Raw genomic sequence first — 15,167 nt, 5'->3', positions numbered from 1 at the left:
ATCGGAAAAACACCAGAGATCCAGAGCAATCTATGTTAATGGGCAATTAAAGCCTTTAACCCATCTCGAAAAATCTGAAAACTTTTTGAGTTATTTTGCTCAGGGATCATATGTAGAGAGATTTCTTTTGCGGCTTTTACTTTCTCCAATCCTCCACTGTGATAACCAGCCTTCCGCAAAACTCTTTCTAACGCCTCAGCCGTACCACCTGAAATTGCATCAGGATCGCGATAGCTAGATTTAGCACCTAAACTTGCCGACATTTTAGGATAAGCAGCACATATTGCAGATATATCGCCAAAGAACCAAGCCTCTAATTCCTCTACAGCTATACGATTTAGGACTTGAAAGGATTCTCCCTGTCTAGCCGATGTTTTGGTGACAAAGCCTGCATCTTTAGCAATCTCTTCTAACTTAGCTTTTAAATTTTGGCAATCTTCACGATCCTCATCAATTAAAACAACTATGCGCCACTCTGGAGGAATCCAAGATTTATAGCCTTTTAGCCTCTCTGGTAGTTTTTTGATAAGGTCGGGTTTACCTCTATAAACACGAATATCAAATGTAATGTGTTCTCCCTGAATTTTTGGTAACAACTGCTGTAAAACAGCTTGAGCGGATACCTCTTCAGTCAGAAATTCTATATGCAAAATTAAATCCTCTCTCACCTTTGCCTTGGTGCACCTGAATTAATCAAAGGATTACCGACCTCAAAATATTCCTCCATCCATAACTGACCCAATTTCGCGCCATGTTCAATAAACTCCTTGACACCTTGCATATCCGCAGTACGTTTTGCCTGCGTAAATCCCTTTTCGTTGCGATATAATACCCACAATTCCTCTGGTTTCAAGGCATCAACAAAGAATGGTGAATGAGTTGTCACCATTAGTTGACTGGAATCAGAAGCCGCCCGACATTCCTCCGCAAGTTCTAGTAACAGGCTAGGATGTAGATGGTTTTCGGGTTCTTCGATACCAATTAATTGTGCTGGGTCGGGATCGTATAAGACAATAAGATATGCAAGCATTTTCAATGTTCCATCTGAAGCAAATTTGGAAAGTATTGGCTCTGCAAAAGGAGCATCTTTAATTTGCAGCAACAGGCGACCATCTGGCATCAAATCGGCATCGACCTTCTCTAAGCGAGGAATACGGCTAGAGAGTTTGGTAAGGATATTGTTAAGGCGATCAGGATGTTGCTCTTTAAGATATTGAATGACATTGGGTAGATTGTCTCCTGTTAGCGACAGTCTCTCTTGTGGCCCTGCTTCAGGTACTCCTCTTGTATTGTCGGCAGATATATATGATAAATACCAACCGGTTATAAAACGGCGAAGTGCAGAAACACGAGGATGTTTAGCAAACTGTCCTAATGTATTAACAGCGATGCGTTGGGAAGAATCTAGTTGTTCGTTAATGCGCTCGTCATCTTCATCAGGCGTATCACCTGAAATAACTCTACCCTCACCATCTTTGAAATCTAGAAACTTAAAAGGTGCACCTCTCTGACCTCTCCTCCACTGTAGCCATTCTTCAGCAATATAGGGGGATTTGTTCTGCTCCGAAATGGCTAAATGATAAGTAATTAAAGGAGAATCTATTTGTTCGCGATATTTAAGTTCGATTACAATTGGCTCCTCACTATCTCTTGTTCTTAGTTCTTTAAATCGTCCCCATTTATCTATAGCCCTTCTTAATCCAGATTCAGAAAAACATTCTGCCAAAAAAGCAAAGACATCAAAAATAGTTGACTTACCGCTACCATTTGGTCCTAAGAAGACTGTGAGGGGCGTAATATTCTTAAGCTCAAGATCGTATAATGCACGATAATTCTTAACTCTAAGGTATTCAATACGAGGAACCGAGCGTCTCTTGCTTCCAGTGAATTCGATACGAGGATCTGCTCGTCTAGTCATAAATTAAGTACCTTACATAAGAATTCTTGATTAATTACAGTAAGCCTCGCACATTATATGCATGGGTAATAGAGGATAGCAACCATTGCACTTTTGATCAATTTATGTGCTGAAAAGTAAGATAACACCATATCAGGAACTTGCTATCTGGACAAAATAGATTTTCTAGAGCCGATTCCAAAACCACAAAAGTTAATTTTTAGGTTTTACCCATAAACAGCTTTTTCGTATCCGTAGTGATCTCTTCAAGCAAACAAATCACTCTATCGAAATCGTCATATTTTTTCTAATCGTTAGGCGATCGCCTCATCATCTTCTCGTTTAGCCAACATGTAAGCTCGTAATTCTTGGCGAGTCATCTTACTAAAGTTAGGCTTCATCATCATTAGACCTCCATTGACCATCAGGAAAAATCAAAACTTCTAAGCTCTCAGTTACGCTAGCCAAAATGAAATCTGCACTAGTATTCGCATTGTAGCGAAGTATATGTATTGGCTGATAGCCATTTGAGAGCATCTGACAAACCCTAACACAAGCAATCTCTTGATCTACAGTTGGCATATATAGACGAATAAATTTGACAAGCCTCAACTTTACGGGATTTTAAGATTTCAAACTAAGTTTTATTTTTAGGCAACTTGTAGGATTTTTGGCAACTAGGCAAGCCTGTCAAAAAGATGTAATAATTTGTAACAGAATTAACAAGCGATCGCATATATCTCGATCAACTCGATCAAAATTATGGAACCCGAAATAACGAGTACGGAAACCGAAAACATAGAAACAATCAACGCGGAAGTAGTTGCCCCAGTTATAGAGGAAGAACTACACCGCCATGAATGTGGTGTATGTGGATATATATATGAACCATCCGTCGGTGATGCTAAGCGGAATATTCCTGCTGGCACAGCCTTTGAGAGCATCAGCGAAGATTGGCGTTGCCCCGTCTGCAACACCAAGAAAAAAGCCTTCTCAGATATTGGCATTGCCGCCAAACCATCAGGCTTTACCGAAAACCTTGGCTATGGATTTGGTGTAAACGTCCTCACCCCAGGTCAAAAAAACCTACTCATATTTGGCTCTTTAGCCTTAGCAGTAGCATTTTTTATTAGTCTCTATGCCCTAGATTAGTTTATTCATCAGCACTTTTATTTAGCATTATAACCTTAATTATTTTCGCCCAATTTTTATGAAAAAAAGCATAAAACGCTTCCTTAGCTCCTTTGCGATCTGTGTATTGCTCATTTGCCTAACATTATTTGGTAATATCCCTAGCGCCTTGGCAAGTACTGGTAGCTGGCACAAAGTCGATCTCCCCGTGGCAATTACCCCCCTTGATCTATGGTTTGATAAATATGACCCAAATCATGGCTGGCTAGTTGGCACTGAAGCGACGTTACTCGAATCTACCGATGGCGGCAACACATGGGAAGAGCGCAAACTTGATCTTGGCGATAGTATTTATCGTTTCTCATCGATCAGTTTCTCTGGTAATGAAGGTTGGATTACAGGACAGCCAGCACTCTTGCTACATACCACTGATAGCGGCAAATCTTGGTCACGCATTGGACTTAGCTCAAAGCTCCCCGGTGATCCCTTTGCGATCGTTGCTCAAGGTAGCAACTCTGCGGAAATGGTCACCGATCTAGGCGCAATCTATAGCACTCAAGATGCTGGGCAAAACTGGAGAGCCTTAGTTACTCAAGCCGTTGGTAATGCCCGTAACCTCAATCGCAGTGAAGATGGTCGTTATGTTGCCATATCAGCAAATGGTAACTTTTATTCTACATGGCAACCAGGAGACATGACTTGGATTCAACACAATCGTAATAGCTCTCGCCGTGTACAGAACATGGGCTATACCCCTGACAATCGCCTCTGGATGCTGAACCGTGGTGGACAAGTCCAATTTAGTGAAGTTGGTGAATTTGATACATGGGAGAAAAAGCAAACTCCTAAAGAAGGTGGTGGCTTTGGACTGCTGGATCTTGCCTATCAAGATGAGAATAATGTTTGGATCTCTGGCGGTAGTTCACGCTTGCTCCATAGTGAAGATGGTGGCAAGACTTGGAAGCGTGATGAGTCGGCAGCTAATGCAGGCGCTAACCTCTACAAGATTTACTTCTTCTCTAGTGATCGCGGTTTTGTCGTCGGACAGAATGGCACATTACTAGCCTATTCCCCAGATTAAATAACTGATGTTACGTGGAAGGGCTTCCTGTAATAGTGGAAGATTAGGGCTGGCACGGGGGCACAGCCCCTACAAAAAATTTAAATTATTTAGGTAGGGGCAATCCCCCCGTGGTTGCCCTGATGTACTAGTAGCACGAAATTCATGTCCGAGTTCCACGTAACATCAGTAAATAACAATCTGCATAAAAAAGGGTTGAAGTACGAAGTACTTCAACCCTTTTTTATGCAGATTAAACGAAGAAAAGCGCTATATGTTCAATTTCGCCTTTCGATTAAAGAGAACTAGAGCTAGATTGGGAAGCGTAGAAATTTCTAACCCTTGAGTTGTATGTCAATTCCTCAACATTTGACCAAGATCGTTGCCACCATTGGACCTGCAAGCCGATCGCCTCAAGTCTTCCGCAAGATGGTAGAGATGGGTGTCAGAGTGGCAAGGCTGAACTTTTCCCACGGTAGTTATGCCGATCATGCCCAAACCATCACCATGATCCGTGAAGTATCAGAAGAGTTAGATATTCCGATTACGATTTTGCAAGATTTACAGGGGCCCAAAATTCGGGTTGGAACTTTACCTGATACAGGAATTAAGCTAATTGAGGGCAAATTTATCACGCTCGTACCAATCGATCAGTTTCAGCAATCCGAGTCAGTTTATGCCGATGCGATCGCCATTGATTATGCCTATATTGCTGAAGAGGCAACCATTGGCACACAGATTCTATTAGCTGATGGCATCTTTGAACTGATCGTCAGTGGAATATCTGGTAATGCTGTCCATTGTGAAGTGGTCAAAGGTGGAATACTCACTAGTCATAAGGGCGTAAACTTTCCTAGTTTGAATTTACGGTTGCCATCAATGACTGATAAGGATCGGCAAGATCTTGCCTTTGGCTTAGAACAAGGCGTGGACTGGATTTCACTCAGCTTTGTGAGGCAAGCAGCCGATGTAAAACTACTCAAAGAACTGATTACTGAATATGGAAAGTCAGTATCGATTATTGCCAAAATCGAAAAGCCTCAGGCGATCGCCAATCTGGAAGAAATTCTTGCTGTTGTCGATGGGATTATGGTGGCGAGAGGTGATTTAGGCGTGGAAATGCCCCCAGAAAGAGTTCCGATGATCCAAAAGCAGATCATTCAACGCTGTAATGAAAGGGGTATTCCTGTCATCACGGCTACCCAAATGTTAGAGAGCATGATTCAGAATCCACGTCCCACTAGAGCCGAGGCGAGCGATGTCGCCAACGCAATTATGGATGGCACTGACGCAGTGATGCTCTCAGGCGAGTCGGCAGTGGGCGATTATCCTGTGCAATCAGTGGAAATGATGACCAGAATCGCGGCGGAAGTCGAGAAAGACGCTGTTTTCACCAACTATCCTGCATCCAGAACCGATGAAGTTCATGCCATTAGTGAAGCCCTGCATGTAATTTCTGATGTGATTGATTTTCGTTGTATTGTTGCCTTCACAGCTACTGGTTATACCGCAATTCTTGCATCGAAGGAACGTCTCAAAACTCCGATTATTGCCATCACTCCCAACATTAATGTTTATCATCGGTTGAACTTAGTTTGGGGTGTAAAGCCTTTGCTAGTAGATGAAGAGGTGAGTTCATTCGAGATGGTGCTGCAACAGGTAGAGTCTTGTTTATTGGGGCGAAATATTGCGGCTAAAGGCGATCGCATTTTGATTATTGGTGGTATCCCGATGGGCATACAGGGAGGAACTAACTTCCTGAAAATACATATTCTATAAGCCCTAAAAAGGGTTCGCTTCGCGAACCCTTTTTCTTCATCTTCCTAAGGCATGGAGAGCGTTGATCGCATCCGCGCATTTTTGAGTGTAAGCCTCAAGAGTCTGGCGATCGCTTGTCTCAGGTGGTGGAATTAGCTCACCGATCCTGACAGTGACAGGTTGAAATAACTTCGGGAACTTTGCTCCCTTTGGCAAAATTGTTTCCGTTCCCCAAATACTAATCGGTAAAAATGGAGCTTGAGTCTTTGCCGCAATCATCGCTGCCCCTAACTTTGGTTCTGTCACCTTTCCATCTAATGTGCGTGTCCCCTGCAAAAAAATTCCCGTTGCCCATCCTTTCTCAATGGAAGCGATCGCGGCTCTAATGGCGGCGCGATCGCCTGCTCCCCGTTTCACAGGATAAGCACCAAAGGCTTGAATTGCTTGACTTAGCACGGGTATTTCAAATAATTCTTCCTTTGCCATAAAAGCGACAGGACGACCCATACAACTACCAACGATGAGAGGATCGAAGTCACTAGCATGATTACTGACGACGATGAGATTGCCAGTAAGTGGCACATTTTCAGTACCATAAATTCGCTCTTGATAAAACAAATATAGAAGTGGTCTGACTACTAGCCACTTGAACATTTTATAGAAGAAGGGATTTCCACCCTTATCTTTGACAATGTTGGTTGCATTGTTATCTGCCACAATTCTTTTTATTTCAGAGCTTTTATAGTTTTCCATTTAACAAGTTCCTATAACATTTCTATGATCAACAAATTAAAATCTAAATAGAAGAAACAGCGTGAGTTCTACTATTCAATTTAAATTTGCTGCCATTGTTCGGGCGTATAAGTTTTGAGAGATAAAGCATGAATCGAAGTTTGCATCTGATCCGCTAAAGCCGCATAGACCATGCGATGTTGTTGCATCATCGTTTTGCCAGCAAAACTTGCAGCAACCACGATCGCGTCATAATGACCACTGCCAACAGGGGCATTCATCCGCCCTTGATGGTGTTTATGCAAATCACTACGATCTTCGACTTCGACAATTGTTGCGCCGATTTTTTCTTGCAAAATGGTTTTGATTGTTGCTGTTGCATCCATGTTTTTGCTATGGCAAGGGTTTGATCTCAATTACTATATCGTTTTGCAAGCCCCTTCTACAGTGCTTTTCGCTATATTTAGCAATCCTAGATTTGAGGAGGCACGACAAGAGGCTTATGCCCCACTAATTATTCAATTGGATGGTCTTTGTAATGCAGCGCCCCGTCGCGATCTGATGCGTTGCTCCGATCTCGGATCGATTTTTAGGTTAATTAATTGGTGTTTATGGCGATCGACTAAGGGAAATTGGGTTTGCCAATTACTAATAATATGAAAATAATTTTCGGCATCTTCTAAACAGTATTCGTAGATTTCATTAAGAATTGTTTCATACCCTCTTTCTTTCCGTAACACCTTTACGCCATTCCGAAAAACATAGTATCCCTTAATTCTTTTATAAATAGGAATTTCTAAATAAGCAAATAAATTATTTAAACCTTGATTAAGGTCTGTACGTTGAATAATTCTTTGTAAATCTAGGATTTTAATACTATCAACTTTAGGAATGAAATCTAGAGCATCAATTCTTTGACGTAAGCAAAACATATCACTAGTCGATAATCCATAACCAATGAAATATTTACCCTGTAAACTTTGTAAGTCATTTAAGATATCTTGAATTATCTTTTTTTCTTGTGTACTTGATTCGATAAATTGGATTTTTATGTATTGTTCGTTACTATCTTCTAAAATGCGTGTGAGTGTATAACCAAATATTTTTTGCACTGTGCCATTCTTCTGAAAATCACGACACCATTCTAAGTCTAAAAAAACAAGATCGTAGATAGAGCCATCATAGAAGTTGTTTGTATATTGACTTGAAAGCTTGAGTTCCCTTTTATACATAAAGTTTGGCTTAAAAGTGGGCTAGCAAATCTGTTGATTTGTTTGATTTGCTGGGTGCTGTACCTATACATCCTAACTGTAATACTCTGTTTGCGATCGCTAATTTGGCGATCATCTTGTTAAGAAAGATAAGAGACAATACAAATCATCACCTCTACTCTCTTCTATGTCTAAAAATAGACATTACCCCCCCTAAATTAGTGGTGCAGCGCAAAGCGCCGCACTACTAATTTAGGGGGGTAGGAAGGGAGTAATTTTTGGTTTCAGATTTCAAAATTAAATCCATTTTGTTTTAACTGTAAGTATTTAGTCTCATCAAATTCATAAAGTTTTGCAGCACGATGGGCGACATTGTGTTCGACTTTGCCTGTATCAATAAGCAAGTCCATGCCAAGAATTTTTTTACGAAAGTTACGTTTGTCTAAAGGTCGATCTAATACCGTTTCATAGAGTTTTTGGAGTTGTGACAGCGTGAATTTTTTGGGTAATAACTCAAAGCCAATAGGTTCATAGCGAATTTTGTTTCGTAATCTAGCGATCGCCATTTGCAAGATCTGGTTATGGTCAAAGGCTAGAGCAGGAATTTTCGAGATTGCAAACCAATCCGCCTCACGCGCATCAGTGGATGCTTGAATCTTTTGCTCCACCAAATTAATCAATGCGTAGTAGGCAACAGTAACCGTGCGATCGCGGGGATCTCGGCCCAAAGCTCCGAAGGTATATAACTGCTCTAGGTAAACATCCTTTATCCCTGTTTCTTCTTGCAATTCTCGTAAAGCTGCTTCTTCAAGGTTTTCCTCGATCCTGACAAAACCTCCTGGAATTGCCCATTGTCCTTGAAATGGTGGAATATCGCGCTGAATCAGCATAACTTTGAGTTCCTGCTGAGCATCAAGTCCAAAGATGATGCAGTCAACAGTGAGAGCAGGGCGGGGGTAGTCGTAGGTGTGGGACATAGGTTTTGATGGGCAAATTTGCTGATACTCAGCAAATTTACAAGTAATGGTTGACATAGTGTAAAAATGACACTATATTAGTTTGTGTAGTTTATACACTATAACGTCATGCAAGAACAAGTGAAACTTCCTAACATGAGATCGCTGCAAATTCCTGATTTAGCGGGTGAAAATTTGTCAAGTCAGTTTGAATATGCCTGCGGTTCGATTATTGGGCGTAACCATGTTCTTGCTAGCAAAAATAATCAGGATGCGCTACGAATTGTTCTATGGGATCAATTTATGACGGCTGTGGTGTGTGATGGCTGTGGTAGTGGCAAGCATAGTGAAGTTGGGGCAAAGCTCGGTGCGCGGATGGTGACTGATGCGATCGGCGATTTACTCCATCAAGGGTTAGCAATATCTGAGTCTGATTTCTGGAATGTTCTTAAAATTAATCTCTTACAGAAAGTAAAGACTTTTGTTGCGATCTCTACTAATGATGCTCAAGAATCTGTCATGGAATTCGTGAATCATTATCTATTATTTACAATTGTGGGCTTAGTTATTACTCCTAGCGAAACGGTTGCTTTCTCTATGGGCGATGGGGCGATCGCTGTTAATGGCAAACTTACTCAAATTCCAGCCTATCCTGATAACGCTCCACCTTATCTTACCTATGGCTTGTATCGACCTGATGCAGTAAGTTTCGAGATTCGCGATCGTATCCCTACCTCAGAATTAGAATCTATTCTAATTGCTACCGATGGAATTGATGATTTGATTGCTGTTGAAGAAGTTAGTCAGTTCTGGCAAGAAGATCGTTACTTTAAAAATCCTGATGCCATAAGACGTAAGTTAGCAATGCTAAATCGTGAAGAATCTAAACCAGATTGGCAGAAAAGAGAGCTAATTAAGCGATCAGGTGTGCTGTCTGATGATACTAGTTTAATTGTGATAAGAAGACCCTCACCCCCAGCCCCTCTCCCATAGGGCGAGGGGAGCAAGAATATTTACCTTTTACCTTTTTACTTGAAAACTATGTTAGGCGCAATTGTCGGTGATATCGTCGGTTCTATTTACGAATTTAATAATCATCGCTCAAAAGACTTTCCTCTCTTTAGTGGAGGATGTGATTTTACCGATGACTCAGTGTTAACTGTAGCAGTAGCTGATTGCTTGATGCATCAAGGCAATTATGCAGAATACATCAAAAACTATGCTCGCAAATATCCCAACCGTGGCTATGGTGGACGCTTTGCTCAATGGATACGTTTTGAGAGTATGGAGCCATACAATAGCTGGGGTAATGGCTCAGCGATGCGAGTCAGTGCTGTGGGGTTTGCTTTTGATGATTTAGAAATGGTGATGCAGGAAGCTAAGCGATCGGCTGAAGTCACGCATAATCATCCAGAAGGCATTAAAGGAGCGCAAGCAACGGCTGTTGCTATTTATATGGCGCGTCAAGGTCAGAGTAAAGAGCAAATAAAAGCAGCGATCGCCAAATCATTTAGCTATGACTTAGATAGAACCTTAGACGAAATTCGTCCTATTTATCAATTTAATGAATCTTGTCAAGAAACCGTTCCCGAAGCAATTATTGCCTTCTTAGAATCAACAGATTTTGAAGATGCCATTCGCAATGGAATTTCCCTCGGTGGTGATAGCGATACGCTGACCTGTATTACAGGCGGCATCGCTGAAGCCTTTTATGGTGGTGTTCCTCAACATATCGCTGAAAAGGCTTTAAGTTATTTACCCAAAGCAATGCGTGAAGTGGTTGAAGAATTTAGAGTGAGGTATAACTTATGTTAGGCGCGATCGCTGGTGACATTATCGGCTCGATTTACGAAGTCATTCCGATGAAACGGAAAGATTTTAAACTCTTCTCCTTTGGTAGTCATTTTAGCGATGATACCGTTCTCACCTATGCTGTTGCTCATTCTATTCTCACAGGAACCAACTATACGAGTAACTTCAAAAAATGCTTTTGGCACTACCCTTTAGCAGGTTTTGGGCAAAGGTTTACTTGCTGGGCAATGAGCAATCAGAAGGAAGGTTATAACAGTTGGGGTAACGGTGCGGCGATGAGAGTCAGCCCGATCGCATGGGCATACAATGATCTTGATACTGTCTTGAAAGAAGCAGAACGTTGCACGGTAACTACTCATAATCATCCTGAAGGAATCAAAGGCGCACAAGCAACAGTAGCAGCAATCTTTTTAGCTCGTAATGGCAAAACCAAGGCAGAAATTCGTGACTATATCGAACAGAATTTTAACTATGATTTGCGACGCTCTCTAGATGAAATTCGCCCCAATTATAAGTTTGAAGTTTCCTGTCAAAAAAGCGTTCCTGAAGCAATCATTGCTTTTTTAGAATCAACGGATTTTGAAGATGCAATTCGCAATGCTGTATCTCTAGGTGGTGATAGCGACACGATCGCTTGTATTACGGGTAGTATTGCTGAAGCATTTTATGGTGGTGTGCCTCATGTGATCGTCCAACCTGTTTGGAAAAAGTTAGATCTTCGTATTCGTCAAACTGTGACTGAGTTTAGAAAAGTTTATCAATTGCCTTAAAGCGTTGGAGAAAAATCATGGATATCTATCTTAACCAAAAGCGGATTAAAGTTAATCCTAAAAATGCGATCGGCAAGGGTGGCGAAGCGGATATCTATGATCTCAAAAATGGCAAGGTTCTTAAATTATTCAAAACTGCTGATCATCCTGATTATCAGTTACTTCCTCAAGAACAATTAGCGGCTCAAGCCAGATTGTCGCTCCATCAGCAAAAGTTGCCTGCTTTCCCACAAAATATGCCTGCAAGAGTGATTAAACCTGAAGCTTTAGCCACAGATAAACAGGGAATGATCTTGGGCTATGCAATGCCATTTTTGCAAAATACAGTGCCACTTTTGAAATACAGCGATCGCAATTATCGCCAAACTAATGCCATCTCACAGCAATTTGTGACTAGCCTATTTCGTGACTTACACGAAACAGTTCTCAAAATCCATCAAGCAAATGTCACGATTGGCGATTTCAATGATTTGAATCTATTGGTTTCTCAAAATCAAGTCCATCTCATTGATGCGGATTCCTTTCAGTTTGGACAGTTTCCCTGTCAGGTATTTACGGCACGATTTGTTGATCCGATGCTTTGTGATCGCCACGCCAATCAACCAATTCTCATCGGTTCCCATAATTCTGAATCTGACTGGTACGCCTTCACGGTGATGCTGATGCAAAGCCTGCTTTATGTCGATCCCTATGGCGGCGTATATAAGCCCAAATCGCAAGCATCGCAAATCCCTCACAGTGCCAGACCACTACAAAGGATTACGATTTTTCATCCCGATGTCCGCTATCCCAAACCTGCAATTCCCTATAAAGTTCTGTCCGATGATTTGCTACAGCATTTTCATAACTGCTTTGAAAAAGATTGGCGAGGAGATTTTCCTAAACCACTACTCGAATCAATGCGTTGGAGAAAGTGCAATCAATGTGGAATCGAACATTTAAGGACTAATTGCCCAATTTGTGCGCCTCTAATTGCAGTTCTTCCATCTACCTCTGGCAGAGGGGCAGAGGTAGAGGAAAAATGTAAGGTTATCCATATATTCCAAACTGAAGGCGTGATTCTACAGGTTACCTTACAAAACAATTCTCTCAATTATCTCTATCACGTTAACCACGAATTTAAACGCGAAGACAACGCAGTTTTATTATCAGGAGAACTCGATGCAAATATTCAATTTACAATCTTTAGTAAGTCTACAATCGTTACCAAACAAGGAAAAGCTATCACGATCACTCAAGGACAGCCGCAAGCGATCGCCACCGAGTTAATCCGAGCTAATTCCTTCTCTCGCTATTGGATTGATCAAGGTCAATTACTCCGTGATGGTAAGCTAGGGAATGAATATATTGGTGATATCCTCGAAGGACAAACACAATTTTGGATTGGTGAAACCTTCGGTTTTGGCTTCTATCGGGCTGGAGCAATCAGTGTTGCATTTACCTTTGACGCTAAGCGATCTGGTATCTGTGATCGCGTGAATATTCCACCCATTCAAGGAGAACTAATTGATGCAAATTGTGTCTTTAGTAATGACCTCTGCTGGTTTTTCAGCATCACCCAAGAGCAAGGCAAAATTATCCATCGTGTTTCTGTATTGCGTCCTAACGGTGAATTAGTAGCAACTCTCGCAGGACAAAAAGGTGACATTGCATGGTTAATGAATATTCATGGAGGCAGTGCGATCGCTAGTTGGCTATTCGTTCCCACTGATGAAGGTATAGCGAGAGTTGAGGTAAACAATGGACAGATTATGATTACTAAAACTTTTCTCGAAACTGAACCCTATGTCGATAGCGGCTGTTCTCTCATTGTTGGCTCCCAAGGTATCTATGTGATTCAATCACAAAAGATTTTGCAGTTACAGTTAGCTTAAATAATTAGGAAATACTAAAATGACTACTCAAATTGTTACCCAACTTCCCATTCCCGCATTTTTTGATCGCCACAAAGTCGGATCAGTATGGCGCGTTCCTTACCAAGATCGGGCTAACCAAGCCGAAGCATGGGCAAAACAACATGGTATTACGCCTGCCGCAAAGGATCGCAAGAAAATTTGTTTGATGGCGATCGATGTGCAGAATACCTTTTGTATTCCTGACCATGAGCTATATGTCGGTGGTCGCTCTGGTACTGGTGCGATCGAGGATAATGTGCGCCTTTGCGAATTTATCTATCGCAATCTCCACCACATCAGCGAAATTGCGCCCACGATGGATACCCATACCGCCATGCAAATTTTCCATCCCATCTTTTGGGTGAATGATGCAGGGGAGCATCCTATTCCTAATGCTACTTCGATTACTTTAGAAGATGTGCAGCAAGGCAAGTGGAAAGTAAATCCTGCGATCGCCTATAGTCTAGCTAAAGGTAACTACATGGCAATTCAGCGTCACGCTCTGCATTATGTGCAGAAACTGAGCGATGAAGGCAAGTTTCCACTTACGGTTTGGGCTTATCACTCTATGCTTGGCGGTATTGGTCACGCGCTCGTATCCTCCGTTGAAGAAGCAATGTTTTTCCATAATATTGCAAGGCACAGTCAGACTAACTTTGAAATTAAAGGAGGTAATCCTCTCACTGAAAATTATTCCGTATTGCGTCCTGAAGTGATGGATGGAGCCGATGGCAGACCGATCGCTCAAAAGAATACGCGCTTTTTGCAAAGATTATTGGAATTTGATGCCGTAATTATTGCGGGACAAGCTAAGAGCCATTGCGTTGCATGGACAATCCAAGATCTACTCAGCGAAATTCTCGCTCACGATCCTAAACTCGCCAAGAAGGTCTATCTACTTGAAGATTGCACTTCGCCTGTAGTCGTTCCCAATATCGTGGACTACACCGATCAAGCCGATGCAGCGTTTCAACGCTTCGCTAATGCAGGTATGCATTTGGTCAAATCTACTGACGCAATGGAATCTTGGACAGATCTTAACCTTGCCTAATGAGTTGTAATGCGCGAAGCGCATTACAACTCTCAATAAATTTAGTTTTTGGAGGTCAATCCTATGATGAGTATCAATCTTGACTATGAAACAGAGAAATATCTAGTGGCAATCCTTGCGAAAGAAAATACAACTAGCTCAGAATTAATTGAACGATTGCTTAGAGATTACCTAGAATCTATACAACCCAAGAAAGGATTTTTTGGACGCTTGTTATCTAGTTGAAATGGGCACAAAACAAAAAGCATGAAGTCGATCTATGAACGCTTTACTCTCTTTCTATCGCGGCGAATCGGCAAATCCTGAAGGTCGCAAACTCGAAGATATTTGGATTTGGCAACGCGATCGCCTTGAGAATGTCCATAACTACATTCAATGGTTATTTCCACTTCCTGAACCGAGCCGATTTAACGCAACCGCTCCCCTTCTTGATGAAGAAGTGATTCAAGCTTTTTTATCTCACAAAGAACTTCGGCGGCGCTTATTTCGCTCCTTCAAACTGATGCTAGATTTTTACGGTTTGCAATGCATAACCTCCAAAGAATTAGGAGTCCAGATCAGTAAAGCAGCTAACTTCAACTCACGAAAACCATTTTGGCTACGTCCAATGAATCACAATCATCTGAGAATTACTCGCATTCTCCGCAGTCTCACACTCTTGGGACTTAGTGCATATTCCAAAGCTTTCCTAATTTGCTTGCAAGAACTTTATCAAGAAGATCCCAAAGCGATCGATCCTAAAACGATGGAATTTTGGACAAAAGCAGTTTAAACAAGGAAAAAGCAAATTACGAATTATGAATTACGAATTATTAACTGATGTTACGTGGAACTCAGATGATGAATCTTTTGCTGCTAGCACGACAGGGCAACCACGGGGGGATTGCCCCTACC

General features: G+C 41.6%; 18 protein-coding genes. 10 read left to right on the top strand and 8 right to left on the bottom strand.

The window, feature by feature from the left end; genetic code table 11:
• Window positions 1-35 precede the first annotated feature (35 nt).
• The 4 genes from ABM313_RS15635 to ABM313_RS15620 all read right to left on the bottom strand — a co-directional run bounded on the left by ABM313_RS15635 (window position 36) and on the right by ABM313_RS15620 (window position 2,479).
• Window positions 36-650, bottom strand: coding sequence for a DUF4276 family protein (locus ABM313_RS15635; protein ID WP_434684105.1), 615 nt, complete (start codon window positions 648-650; stop codon window positions 36-38).
• A 14-nt stretch (window positions 651-664) separates the two neighbouring features.
• Window positions 665-1,918, bottom strand: a complete 1,254-nt coding sequence (locus tag ABM313_RS15630; protein WP_434684104.1) for an AAA family ATPase — start codon at window positions 1,916-1,918, stop codon at window positions 665-667.
• 293 nt (window positions 1,919-2,211) lie between these two features.
• Complete coding sequence (locus tag ABM313_RS15625) at window positions 2,212-2,304, bottom strand: DUF6887 family protein (protein WP_434684103.1); 93 nt, start codon at window positions 2,302-2,304, stop codon at window positions 2,212-2,214.
• A complete protein-coding gene (locus tag ABM313_RS15620) occupies window positions 2,288-2,479 on the bottom strand; it encodes a DUF6888 family protein (RefSeq protein ID WP_434684102.1) in 192 nt (63 codons plus the stop codon). Before ABM313_RS15620 ends, ABM313_RS15625 begins: the two co-directional genes overlap by 17 nt.
• 180 nt (window positions 2,480-2,659) lie before the next feature.
• Between ABM313_RS15620 and ABM313_RS15615 the strand changes: the two genes are divergently transcribed.
• The 3 genes from ABM313_RS15615 (at window position 2,660) to pyk (ending at window position 5,867) form a co-directional block, all read left to right on the top strand.
• Complete coding sequence (locus ABM313_RS15615; protein ID WP_434684101.1) at window positions 2,660-3,049, top strand: rubredoxin; 390 nt, start codon at window positions 2,660-2,662, stop codon at window positions 3,047-3,049.
• A 58-nt stretch (window positions 3,050-3,107) separates the two neighbouring features.
• Complete coding sequence (locus tag ABM313_RS15610) at window positions 3,108-4,109, top strand: photosynthesis system II assembly factor Ycf48 (RefSeq protein ID WP_434684100.1); 1,002 nt, start codon at window positions 3,108-3,110, stop codon at window positions 4,107-4,109.
• Window positions 4,110-4,439: 330 nt separating this feature from the next.
• Window positions 4,440-5,867, top strand: coding sequence for a pyruvate kinase (gene pyk / locus ABM313_RS15605; protein ID WP_434684099.1), 1,428 nt, complete (start codon window positions 4,440-4,442; stop codon window positions 5,865-5,867).
• Window positions 5,868-5,903: 36 nt separating this feature from the next.
• Here pyk and ABM313_RS15600 read toward each other — a convergent pair whose 3' ends face one another.
• The 4 genes from ABM313_RS15600 to ABM313_RS15585 form a co-directional block, all read right to left on the bottom strand.
• Entirely contained in the window at window positions 5,904-6,500 is a 597-nt protein-coding gene (locus ABM313_RS15600) for a lysophospholipid acyltransferase family protein (protein WP_434688495.1), read from the bottom strand.
• 179 nt (window positions 6,501-6,679) lie between these two features.
• Window positions 6,680-6,964, bottom strand: a complete 285-nt coding sequence (locus ABM313_RS15595) for a BolA family protein (RefSeq protein WP_434684098.1) — start codon at window positions 6,962-6,964, stop codon at window positions 6,680-6,682.
• Window positions 6,965-7,096: 132 nt separating this feature from the next.
• Window positions 7,097-7,810 carry a ribonuclease H-like domain-containing protein gene (locus ABM313_RS15590; RefSeq protein ID WP_434684097.1) on the bottom strand — a complete coding sequence of 238 codons (714 nt, stop codon included), beginning with the start codon at window positions 7,808-7,810 and terminating at the stop codon, window positions 7,097-7,099.
• Between the two features lie 263 nt (window positions 7,811-8,073).
• Window positions 8,074-8,766 carry an NUDIX hydrolase gene (locus ABM313_RS15585; RefSeq protein ID WP_434688493.1) on the bottom strand — a complete coding sequence of 231 codons (693 nt, stop codon included), beginning with the start codon at window positions 8,764-8,766 and terminating at the stop codon, window positions 8,074-8,076.
• Between the two features lie 108 nt (window positions 8,767-8,874).
• Here ABM313_RS15585 and ABM313_RS15580 point away from each other — a divergent pair, with 108 nt between their 5' ends.
• The 7 genes from ABM313_RS15580 (at window position 8,875) to ABM313_RS15550 (ending at window position 15,045) form a co-directional block, all read left to right on the top strand.
• Entirely contained in the window at window positions 8,875-9,738 is an 864-nt protein-coding gene (locus ABM313_RS15580) for a protein phosphatase 2C domain-containing protein (RefSeq protein ID WP_434684096.1), read from the top strand.
• A gap of 48 nt (window positions 9,739-9,786) precedes the next feature.
• Window positions 9,787-10,560, top strand: coding sequence for an ADP-ribosylglycohydrolase family protein (locus ABM313_RS15575; RefSeq protein WP_434684095.1), 774 nt, complete (start codon window positions 9,787-9,789; stop codon window positions 10,558-10,560).
• Window positions 10,554-11,327 (top strand): ADP-ribosylglycohydrolase family protein, encoded by a 774-nt coding sequence (locus tag ABM313_RS15570; protein ID WP_434684094.1) that lies wholly within the window; start codon window positions 10,554-10,556, stop codon window positions 11,325-11,327. The genes ABM313_RS15575 and ABM313_RS15570 overlap by 7 nt, the downstream gene beginning before the upstream one ends.
• A 17-nt stretch (window positions 11,328-11,344) precedes the next feature.
• Window positions 11,345-13,201: a hypothetical protein gene (locus ABM313_RS15565; RefSeq protein WP_434684093.1), complete on the top strand. Its 1,857-nt coding sequence runs from the start codon at window positions 11,345-11,347 to the stop codon at window positions 13,199-13,201.
• A 19-nt stretch (window positions 13,202-13,220) separates the two neighbouring features.
• Window positions 13,221-14,273, top strand: a complete 1,053-nt coding sequence (locus ABM313_RS15560; protein WP_434684092.1) for an isochorismatase — start codon at window positions 13,221-13,223, stop codon at window positions 14,271-14,273.
• Between the two features lie 63 nt (window positions 14,274-14,336).
• Window positions 14,337-14,498 (top strand): hypothetical protein, encoded by a 162-nt coding sequence (locus ABM313_RS15555; RefSeq protein WP_434684091.1) that lies wholly within the window; start codon window positions 14,337-14,339, stop codon window positions 14,496-14,498.
• A 34-nt stretch (window positions 14,499-14,532) separates the two neighbouring features.
• Complete coding sequence (locus tag ABM313_RS15550; protein WP_434684090.1) at window positions 14,533-15,045, top strand: opioid growth factor receptor-related protein; 513 nt, start codon at window positions 14,533-14,535, stop codon at window positions 15,043-15,045.
• Window positions 15,046-15,167: the final 122 nt, after the last annotated feature.

The sequence above is a fragment of the Pseudanabaena minima str. Chao 2107 genome (assembly GCF_051131155.1).
Classification (GTDB): domain Bacteria; phylum Cyanobacteriota; class Cyanobacteriia; order Pseudanabaenales; family Pseudanabaenaceae; genus Pseudanabaena; species Pseudanabaena minima.
This window is presented reverse-complemented; position numbering and strand designations above follow the sequence as displayed.

Coding starts and splice junctions, on each gene's coding strand:
- ABM313_RS15630 (WP_434684104.1), bottom strand. CDS start 1,918: ATGACTAGACGAGCAGATCCTCGTATCGAATTCACTGGAAGCAAGAGA.
- ABM313_RS15625 (WP_434684103.1), bottom strand. CDS start 2,304: ATGATGATGAAGCCTAACTTTAGTAAGATGACTCGCCAAGAATTACGA.
- ABM313_RS15620 (WP_434684102.1), bottom strand. CDS start 2,479: ATGCCAACTGTAGATCAAGAGATTGCTTGTGTTAGGGTTTGTCAGATG.
- ABM313_RS15615 (WP_434684101.1), top strand. CDS start 2,660: ATGGAACCCGAAATAACGAGTACGGAAACCGAAAACATAGAAACAATC.
- ABM313_RS15610 (WP_434684100.1), top strand. CDS start 3,108: ATGAAAAAAAGCATAAAACGCTTCCTTAGCTCCTTTGCGATCTGTGTA.
- pyk (WP_434684099.1), top strand. CDS start 4,440: ATGTCAATTCCTCAACATTTGACCAAGATCGTTGCCACCATTGGACCT.
- ABM313_RS15600 (WP_434688495.1), bottom strand. CDS start 6,500: ATGTTCAAGTGGCTAGTAGTCAGACCACTTCTATATTTGTTTTATCAA.
- ABM313_RS15595 (WP_434684098.1), bottom strand. CDS start 6,964: ATGGATGCAACAGCAACAATCAAAACCATTTTGCAAGAAAAAATCGGC.
- ABM313_RS15590 (WP_434684097.1), bottom strand. CDS start 7,810: ATGTATAAAAGGGAACTCAAGCTTTCAAGTCAATATACAAACAACTTC.
- ABM313_RS15585 (WP_434688493.1), bottom strand. CDS start 8,766: ATGTCCCACACCTACGACTACCCCCGCCCTGCTCTCACTGTTGACTGC.
- ABM313_RS15580 (WP_434684096.1), top strand. CDS start 8,875: ATGCAAGAACAAGTGAAACTTCCTAACATGAGATCGCTGCAAATTCCT.
- ABM313_RS15575 (WP_434684095.1), top strand. CDS start 9,787: ATGTTAGGCGCAATTGTCGGTGATATCGTCGGTTCTATTTACGAATTT.
- ABM313_RS15570 (WP_434684094.1), top strand. CDS start 10,554: ATGTTAGGCGCGATCGCTGGTGACATTATCGGCTCGATTTACGAAGTC.
- ABM313_RS15565 (WP_434684093.1), top strand. CDS start 11,345: ATGGATATCTATCTTAACCAAAAGCGGATTAAAGTTAATCCTAAAAAT.
- ABM313_RS15560 (WP_434684092.1), top strand. CDS start 13,221: ATGACTACTCAAATTGTTACCCAACTTCCCATTCCCGCATTTTTTGAT.
- ABM313_RS15555 (WP_434684091.1), top strand. CDS start 14,337: ATGATGAGTATCAATCTTGACTATGAAACAGAGAAATATCTAGTGGCA.
- ABM313_RS15550 (WP_434684090.1), top strand. CDS start 14,533: ATGAACGCTTTACTCTCTTTCTATCGCGGCGAATCGGCAAATCCTGAA.